Origin of the sequence: Sphingomonas sp. Leaf25 (genome assembly GCF_001421635.1) — a bacterium.
Lineage (GTDB): Bacteria > Pseudomonadota > Alphaproteobacteria > Sphingomonadales > Sphingomonadaceae > Sphingomonas.
Genome location: NZ_LMKU01000012.1, coordinates 335,617 through 341,838, shown reverse-complemented (window position 1 = coordinate 341,838; position 6,222 = coordinate 335,617). Strand labels below are relative to the sequence as shown.

Below are 6,222 nucleotides of genomic sequence, written 5' to 3'. Positions count from 1 at the left end.
CCTGCCGGTCCGTCTCCACCTGCTGGTCCCGGCGGTCGAGAACAGCGTGTCGGCCGACAGCTTCCGCCCCGGCGACGTGCTGAACAGTCGCCAAGGGCTCACCGTCGAGAACACCAACACCGACGCCGAAGGGCGGCTGATCCTCGGTGACACGCTGACGAGAGCGTGCGAGGACACCCCCGAGCTGCTGATCGATTTCGCCACGCTGACCGGCGCGGCGCGGGTGGCGCTCGGCCCCGATCTGCCCGCCACCTTCGTCAACGACGACACGCTCGCCGCCGACCTGCTGGCGGCGGGCATCGCCGAGCACGACCCGTTGTGGCGGATGCCGTTGTGGGACGGCTATGACGACATGCTCAAGTCCGACATCGCCGATATGGTCAACGCGCCCGAGGGCGGCATGGCCGGCGCGGTGACGGCGGCGCTGTTCCTCCGCCGCTTCGTGGACCCGGGCGTGGCCTGGGCGCATCTCGACACCTTCGCATGGCGCGCCGCCGCCAGGCCGGGTCGCGCGAAGGGCGGCGAAGCCTATGGCCTGCGCGCGGCATGGCGGTTGTTGCGGGATCGCTACGCGCGACCATAAGACCTCCCCTCCCNGGGGGGGGGGGGGGGGGGGGTAGGTGTGGGGCGGACGCCAACGGTCCCTCGCAACCCGACCCACCCCCAACCCCTCCCTTCCAGGGAGGGGAGCGGTTAAGCCGCTTCCGCCGCCTCCGTCGTCCAGCCCAGATGCGGCAGCGCGATCGATCGCTTCCCCGCCAGATCGATCCGGCTGACCATCAACTCACGCCCCTCGATATAAGCGAGCAGCCGCTTCACCCGCCCCATCGAACTGGTGCCATAGGTTCGCGCGATCTCCATGTCGCTCGGGCACGGCCGCCCCTCGCGCGCGGCGCGGGCGATCAGCATGAACGCGCCGAGCATGTCGTCGGGCAGCACCTCGGCGATTGCCAGCGCCTGCGCCCATTCGTCCTCGGGCGCAGCGAAGATGCCCGCGCGCGCACACGCCAGCCGCCGGGTGAATCCGGGCAGGTCGAGTGGCGGCCGCGCCAGCCCGACCATGCGACAGCGCACGTCGAAATCCTGATACAGCACCGCCGCCGCGCGCGGCTGATCGCCCTCGTCCTCGACCAGCGCCTTCAATACCTCGGCGACGATCGTGTCGGTTTCGTCGGTCGATCGCTCGGGCAGGTCGGGCGCGACCACCGGCCGGGGCGGCGTGGCGATCGCCGCGATCACGTCTTCCGGCGGCGCGACATGGCGGATCGGCGGTCCGAGCGGCAGCATCGCCTCGACCGGGGCCATCAACAGGTCCTTGATGTCCGCCACCGGGCTGCTGGGCAGCGGGGTCAGCTTCGGGCTGCCGCTGCGTGCCGAGGTCTGCACCGCGCCGATTTTGATCGACAGCGGCCGCCTGGACACCGCCGGCCCCAACGCCAGGAAATGCCCACGCTGCAAGTCGCGAATCGCCTCCGCCTGCCGCCGCTCCATCCCCAGCAGGTCGGCGGCGCGCACCATGTCGATGTCGAGGAAGGTGCGCCCCATCAGGAAATTCGACGCCTCGGCCGCGACGTTCTTGGCCAGCTTCGCCAGCCGCTGCGTCGCGATTACGCCGGCAAGGCCGCGCTTGCGCCCGCGACACATCAGGTTGGTCATCGCCGACAGCGAGGCACGGCGGACGTCCTCCGCCACCTCGCCGCCACCGGCGGGGGCGAACAACTGCGCTTCGTCGACCACTACCAGCGCGGGATACCAATGTTCGCGCGGCGCATCGAACAGCGCGTTCAGGAAGGCGGCGGCGCATTTCATCTGCCCCTCGGCCTCCAGCCCTTCGAGGCTGAGGACGACCGAGGCGCGATGTTCGCGCACCCGCGTGGCGAATCGGGCGACCTCGCGCTCGCTATGGTCGGCGGCCTCGATCACGACATGGCCGTAGGTGCCCGCCAGCGTCACGAAATCGCCTTCGGGGTCGATCACCACCTGCTGGACATGGCCGGCGCTGCGTTCGAGCAGGCGACGCAACAGGTGCGACTTGCCCGAGCCCGAATTGCCCTGCACCAGCAGGCGCGTCGCGAGGAGTTCTTCCAGATCAAGGGGAACGGTCTTGCCCGCCGGGTCCGTCCCCATATCGACGTTCACGGTCATCGCGGGTCCTTACGCGCGCGCGGCGCTTCGGGGCAAGCAGTTGCGTCGCGGCCCGCCGCACGGCAGGACGGCGTCGAGGGGAACGAGCGATGCGACTGCACCGGGGATATGCGCTGGCAACGATCGTGCTGCTGATCGTCGAGATTGGAATCGCACTGTTCGTCCGCGACCGGATCGTCCGCCCCTATGTCGGCGATACGCTGGCGGTCATCCTCGTCTACACGGGCCTGCGCGCCGTCACCCGGCTGTCGGTGCCCGCCGCCGCGCTGACCGCGTTCGCCATCGCGGTCCTGATCGAATTCGGCCAGTATTTCCATGTCCTCGACCACATCGGCCTCGGCGAAAACCGGCTGGCGCGCACCGTGCTGGGCAGCGGTTTCGACCTCCACGACTTCATCGCCTACGCCGCCGGCGCGCTGATCGCCTATGCCGTCGACTATCGCCGCGCGTCGCGTGCCCCCGCCGGCACCCGCACGCGCAGGCCATCGAGCGACTCGTCCAGCACGATCTGACACGCCAGCCGGCTGGTCGCGACCGCACCGGCTGCGAAGTCGAGCATGTCCTCCTCCTCCTCGCTGGGCGCGGGCAGTCGCGCATGATCCGCCGGATCGACGATGACGTGGCAGGTCGAACACGCCATCTGCCCGCCGCACGTCCCCTCCAGCGGGAAATCATACGCCTGCGCCAGATCGAGCAGCCGGTCGCCCGCCGCCCCGCGCACCGCCTCGCTACGCCCGTCCGGCCCGGTCAGATGGACGATCACCGCCACTGGCTCCGCGCCGCCCGGTCGATGGTTTCCAGCGCCATCACCAGCTCCTCCTCGCTCGTATAGCGGCCGAAGCCGATGCGGATCGACGATCGCGCCTCGCGCTCGGTGAGCCCCATCGCGCGTAGCACATGGCTGCTGCGGCCCGATCCGCTGGCGCACGCCGACCCGGCCGAAAACGACAGCGTGCGGCACTCGCTCATCAACCGCGCCACATCGAGCCCCTCCATCCGCACGTTCAGATTGCCGTGATAGCGCGCCTCGGCCGCACCGTTCAGCACCCAGTCCGGTCCCAGCACGTCCCGCGCCACCCGCCACAATCCCTCGACCCGCGCCGGATCGTCGTCCTTCAGCAACGCCGCCGCCGCGCCGAACCCCGCGCACAGCGCCGGGCTGAGCGTGCCCGATCGCAGGCCACCCTCCTGCCCCCCGCCATGCAGGATCGCCGCCGGCTCCGCCCCTGCCCGCACCCACAGCGCACCGATCCCCTTCGGCCCATAGACCTTGTGCGCCGACACCGCGATCAGATCGCAGGCATCGACCGGCAGCGGCACCCGCCCGAACCCCTGCACCGCATCGCAGAGCATTACCGCGCCGGCCGCGCGCGCCAGTTCGCCCAGCCAAGCGATCGGCTGGACCACCCCGATCTCGTTATTGACCAGCATCGCCGCGACCAGCGCGGTCCGCCCATCGATCGCCGCCTCGGCCGCCGCGCGGTCGACCAGCCCGTCGCGCCCCACCGGCAGCACCACGACCTCGCCCCCCAGCGCCCGGCAGCTATCGAGGACACAGGCATGTTCGGTCGCGATCGTCACCACCTTCGGCCGGCTGCCCTTCGCGACCGTTCCCGCGATCGCCCAGTTCGCCGCCTCGGTAGCACCACTCGTAAAGAACAGCCGCCCCGCCGCCGCATCCCCGCCCAGCGCGCCCAGCACCTGCCCGCGCGCCACCTCGACCGCCGCCTTCGCCCGCCGGCCCTCACGGTGCGGCGAATGCGGGTTGGCGTGGTGGTCGCGCAGCCACGGCACCATCGCCTCGAACGCCTCTGGCGCCAGCGGCGTCGTCGCCTGATAATCGAGATAGGTCATGCCATCGCCTTCCACGCCGCCGCGAACCGCTCGACCTCGTCGGCGGTCGTCGTCCAGCCGAAGCTCACGCGGATCACCTCGCTCGCCGCCTTCGCCTCGATCCCCATCGCGCCCAGCACATGGCTGGTCTTGAGCGTCCCCGACGAACACGCGCTCCCCGCCGACACCGCGAACCCCGCCGAATCGAGCCGCATCAACTGCGCCGCCGCCGATCGTCCGGGCAGGCGATAGGCGGCGATCGTCGCGATGCGGGGCGATGCGTCGGCGATCACCTCGCCGCCGTTGCCCCGCACCACCGCGTCGAGATCGCGTCGCAGCGCCACCGCCCGGTCGAACCAGTCGCGCGGCGCCTCCAGCGCGGCGGCAAAGCCCAGCGCGGCGGGCAGGTTCTCGGTGCCCCCGCGATACCCCTGTTCCTGCCCGCCCGTCGGCGTCAGCAACGACAGGTCGCGCACCAGCAGCGCACCGATCCCCGGCGGCCCGCCCAGCTTGTGCGCCGACACCACGATCAGGTCGGCCGGCGGCAGCGGCAGCTTGCCCGCGCTTTGCGAACAATCGGCCAGCAACGTGATGCGCCGCCCGATCCAGTCCTCGCGCCGCCGCGCGTCGATCACGTCCAGCGGTTGCAGCACGCCCGTCTCACTGTTCGCCGACTGGATGACGAATCGGTCGGTCGCCTCCAGCGGATCGAGCGCCGCCAGCAGCCACGACCGGTCGCGGGTGTCGACAAGTCCGTCGCCGCCGACATGGATCCGGTTATTTCCCTCCGCCACGCGGAACACCGCGTCATGCTCAACGGTCGTCACGATCGTCTCGTACCGACCGGCACCGCGCAGCGCGATTCCCAGCGCCTCGCTCGCCCCGCCGGTCAAGATCACCTCGCCGTCCCAGTCGAGCGCCTTCGCGATCCGTGCCCGCGCCTCCTCCAGCGCCCGCCGGGCGGCGCGCCCTTCGGCATGCGGGCTGGACGGATTGGCCCAGCGCGCCATGCCGTCGATCACCGCCGCCACCGCCTCCGGGCGCATCGGCGTGGTCGCGGCATGATCGAGATAGATGCGCTTCGTCAAAACGGGGCCGTTCCGATTGCTTGTGGGATCGTTGGTCCTATATAGCCGCCAACCATCTTTGCGCCATCGCCGCGCCCCCGCATCTACAGGACGTCCCATGCCCGAAGTCATCTTCCCCGGTCCCGAAGGTCGACTGGAAGGCCGTTTCGCTCCCGCGCCGCGCCCGCGCGCGCCGGTCGCGATGATCCTCCACCCGCACCCCTCTTCGGGCGGCACGATGAACAACCGCATGGTGCAGGAACTCTACAAGACGTTCCAGCGGCGCGGCTTCGCCACGCTGCGCTTCAACTTCCGTGGCGTCGGCAAGAGTCAGGGCACGTTCGACAACGGCGTCGGCGAACTGTCGGACGCGGCCTCGGCGCTTGACTGGGTGCAGAGCTTCCACCCCGAAGCGCAGACGACGTGGATCGCGGGCGTCAGCTTCGGCGCATGGATCGGCATGCAGTTGCTGATGCGCCGCCCCGAAATCCGCGGCTTCATCTCGATCGCGCCGCCGGCGAACATGTACGACTTCACCTTCCTCGCCCCCTGTCCGTCGTCGGGCATCATCATCCAGGGCGATGCCGACGAGGTGGTAACACCCGCCGCCACCCAGAAGCTGGTCGACAAGCTGCGCACCCAGCGCCACATCACGATCCATCACGACACGATCCCGGGCGCCAACCACTTCTTCCAGAACGAGATGCCCGAGCTGATGGGCAGCGTGGACCGGTATCTGGACATGCGGCTGGACCCGAACTCGCCGATCAAGTGAGGCTCGCCGCAGCGGATTAGCGTTGCTAATCCGCGCGCCAGCGGCGAGCCCGGCCGGCGGCACGACCGTGCCGACCGACGGCGCGGCTTCGCCGCGCCGCCACCCGCTATCAATCTTGCCATATTCCTTGGAGCACCTACGGTAGCCGGCAACATTCCGCCACAGGAACTCGCTATGCTGACTGCCCTGTTCCTCGCCGCCGCGCTCCAAACCGCGCCCGCGCCCCCGCCCGAAAAGAAAATCTGTCGCCGCGATGTCGCGACCGGCACGATCATGCCCAGGCGCACCTGCCGCACCCGCGCCGAATGGGCACAGATCGACGCCGCGACCTCTGCAATGACCGACCAGACGATGCGCCAACGCGCCACCCAGCCGAGCGCGCTACGCGAGTATTGAAACCAA

General features: G+C 70.1%; 8 protein-coding genes. 4 read left to right on the top strand and 4 right to left on the bottom strand.

From position 1 onward, the window contains the following. Nucleotides 1–583 (top strand): leucyl aminopeptidase family protein (locus tag ASE78_RS19460; RefSeq protein WP_414886779.1); only part of this gene is annotated, 583 nt, incomplete at its 5' end. Between the two features lie 110 nt (nucleotides 584–693). Here the strand turns inward: ASE78_RS19460 and ASE78_RS06195 are convergent. Then, nucleotides 694–2,145: an ATP-binding protein gene (locus ASE78_RS06195; RefSeq protein ID WP_056494586.1), complete on the bottom strand. Its 1,452-nt coding sequence runs from the start codon at nucleotides 2,143–2,145 to the stop codon at nucleotides 694–696. Nucleotides 2,146–2,234: 89 nt separating this feature from the next. Here ASE78_RS06195 and ASE78_RS06190 point away from each other — a divergent pair, with 89 nt between their 5' ends. Beyond that, nucleotides 2,235–2,657, top strand: coding sequence for a DUF2809 domain-containing protein (locus ASE78_RS06190; RefSeq protein ID WP_056494583.1), 423 nt, complete (start codon nucleotides 2,235–2,237; stop codon nucleotides 2,655–2,657). Here ASE78_RS06190 and ASE78_RS06185 read toward each other — a convergent pair. The 3 genes from ASE78_RS06185 to ASE78_RS06175 are packed head-to-tail and all read right to left on the bottom strand — an operon-like array spanning nucleotide 2,582 to nucleotide 5,024. Beyond that, complete coding sequence (locus tag ASE78_RS06185; RefSeq protein ID WP_056495272.1) at nucleotides 2,582–2,908, bottom strand: 2Fe-2S iron-sulfur cluster-binding protein; 327 nt, start codon at nucleotides 2,906–2,908, stop codon at nucleotides 2,582–2,584. The genes ASE78_RS06190 and ASE78_RS06185 overlap by 76 nt on opposite strands. Continuing rightward, the gene (locus ASE78_RS06180) at nucleotides 2,905–3,999 is read right to left on the bottom strand and encodes a cysteine desulfurase family protein (protein WP_056494581.1); all 1,095 of its coding nucleotides are present in this window, start codon (nucleotides 3,997–3,999) and stop codon (nucleotides 2,905–2,907) included. The genes ASE78_RS06185 and ASE78_RS06180 overlap by 4 nt, the downstream gene beginning before the upstream one ends. Beyond that, the gene (locus tag ASE78_RS06175) at nucleotides 3,996–5,024 is read right to left on the bottom strand and encodes a cysteine desulfurase family protein (RefSeq protein WP_056495269.1); all 1,029 of its coding nucleotides are present in this window, start codon (nucleotides 5,022–5,024) and stop codon (nucleotides 3,996–3,998) included. The genes ASE78_RS06180 and ASE78_RS06175 overlap by 4 nt, the downstream gene beginning before the upstream one ends. Nucleotides 5,025–5,163: 139 nt before the next feature. Here ASE78_RS06175 and ASE78_RS06170 point away from each other — a divergent pair, with 139 nt between their 5' ends. Then, entirely contained in the window at nucleotides 5,164–5,820 is a 657-nt protein-coding gene (locus ASE78_RS06170; protein ID WP_055756512.1) for an alpha/beta hydrolase, read from the top strand. Nucleotides 5,821–5,994: 174 nt separating this feature from the next. Beyond that, nucleotides 5,995–6,216, top strand: a complete 222-nt coding sequence (locus ASE78_RS06165; protein WP_056494578.1) for a hypothetical protein — start codon at nucleotides 5,995–5,997, stop codon at nucleotides 6,214–6,216. Nucleotides 6,217–6,222: the final 6 nt, after the last annotated feature.